Origin of the sequence: Arthrobacter sp. SO3 (assembly GCF_020532825.1) — a bacterium.
Taxonomy (GTDB): domain Bacteria; phylum Actinomycetota; class Actinomycetes; order Actinomycetales; family Micrococcaceae; genus Arthrobacter.
In genome coordinates, this window is the sequence record NZ_MQTS01000220.1 from 1 (window position 1) to 2003 (window position 2003).

General features: G+C 56.2%; 1 protein-coding gene. It reads right to left on the reverse strand.

Annotated elements, in window-relative coordinates; all coding sequences use genetic code 11:
* Positions 1-573: 573 nt before the first annotated feature.
* Positions 574-1854: a hypothetical protein gene (locus BJQ90_RS19355; RefSeq protein WP_226761821.1), complete on the reverse strand. Its 1281-nt coding sequence runs from the start codon at positions 1852-1854 to the stop codon at positions 574-576.
* Positions 1855-2003: the final 149 nt, after the last annotated feature.

Sequence of the window (2003 nt, forward strand, 5' to 3'; positions counted from 1 at the left end):
GAACTACTATGCTCAAATAGACGCCTCATCAGACGACGAGGCCACCAGCAAGAAGACGGCCTAAAACCCGGCACGGTTCACCCGGCGTCTTGGGTTTCCATGCCCGAACTGTCTCAGGAGCCTGGAATGACCACGGAAGAGAGTCTGAATGATTCATCAGATGAGATACGCAGTGGGCTGCCGGACCGCGGACTTATCGTCGGCAATAGAGTAGACGCTCACGGAAGGTCTGTGATGTTGTCGACGTTTTCCAGCATGACGTTGATGGGCCGTCTAGCGGGCTATTAAGCTGGTGTGTCAGCTCGGCTTGTGGACCTGATGACTTCAACCACGAGCCGGATTCGGCGGTGCTCTCGACATGGATCCGGCGCTGTCCGAAGCCCAGAATCTCTGTCTGCGGAGCCACTTTGCCGGCGGCTCGGGTAGGCGCTGGTCCTCGTGTTATCCGTGGTGCGCATGCCGAAGGACAGTCCGACATCGACATCGCCAAGGGTGTACGCAAGAGACCTGCTGGTGCGTGCCCGCCACCCACCCGCCGCGCCGGCGGCGGGCATAGGTGTGACTAATCCAGTCTCAAACTGCTCTCCTCGCCTTGTCCATTTTCCGATCTACTTCCCAGTAGGGGTCAGCCCATTCGTTGGAGTCGACTAAATCGAATGCAGTGACCAAACCCCAGATCGCCTTTCCCTCGCGATTTTTCTTTAGGGCTGCAACATAGGCGGCGATGCTGTCCAGTGCCTGCGATGCGGCGGCCCCGAAAACTGCGACTCGGGGCTCCTGAGTCATAGTCAATGTCACGGCACCTACCCCGATTGCTTTCAGAGAAAACGACTTGCTACCTGAAGTTAGCGCTTCCAACGCAGATGACTTAGAAATTTCACGCTGTACATTGCCCAACGCCCCCCGCAGCTCGTCGGAAACGATGTTGGTTGCGATGCGCGAAGCCTCATCAGATTCTGGTAGCTGACCCACGGCGGCGACACTTCTTCCAAGGGCTTCTCGGAACATATGAAAGCTGTCGGCTGAATCACGAACACGCGCTAAATCAGATACCTGCCGCGGCACCATGTGTGGGACCTCGAGAGAGGCCAACGTTTCAATGGACTGATGCCGACTGTCCATTCCGTGAAAAGGCAGGAGAGTCTCATATGCTAGCCGTTCCCACCGAGAGGACGCTAGCGGGGCCGCTCCGGTCCTTGTGCATACTGACAACGTCCGTACGATTCCATCGGAAAGCTTGTACAAGGTGTTTTCGACTTCGTAGACAGGAGGCCAGAAATTGGGTGTTGGATGAACGCCAACTTCCTCCCATTTATGGGCGCCTATTGCCCCCAATTCGACCGCTGCCGCCATGCAACTTGCGCGATATTGAATAGTGTCAAATCCCTCGGACCTGACCTTCGCGAAGTGGATAGAGCCGTCCTCGACAAAGGATCTGATGGTCATCAAATACATCAGAAATAAGGGAAGAGGTCGGTCCCTATATGAAGAAGAGTAGGGCCTTGGGAGCCAATCCATCGGGAAAAGGAAGCGATCGTCGATCGATACACGCGGGCAAATCAGCAACGTGCGAAGTGCACGCTCAAGAACACTCTGAGCCCACGTCTTACCAGGGTCTATCGTCACGCCGATCAGCGGGACGCTCGCCAAGGAACCTTCCGGGATGGAAATTCTCTTGGTTTGCCACTGGAAGCGGAGTGCAGACCAGGCCTCGATAAACTTTTGTGTCTCTTGGTCGTCGCAAGCGGCAATACGCTCAAGGAGCCGGTAATCGAGGGCGTTCTCCCACCACGTTTCAATGAAGCTGTAGACGTCCTTGGCGGCGATGGCGCTGCCCGCGGCGAGATCCTTCATAAGCTGGAATTTACAGCAATTTGTGGATCACTGACAGCGTCCGATCGCTCGCCGCCGATGGTCAGAGCTTGTGGCTTGCCAATGTAGTTGGCGAAATTGACAAGGCAGATTTGTGGTCAGGGCAGGGTGGGCCACGCGGAGGTGGGTCA

Coding starts and splice junctions, on each gene's coding strand:
- BJQ90_RS19355 (WP_226761821.1), bottom strand. CDS start 1,854: ATGAAGGATCTCGCCGCGGGCAGCGCCATCGCCGCCAAGGACGTCTAC.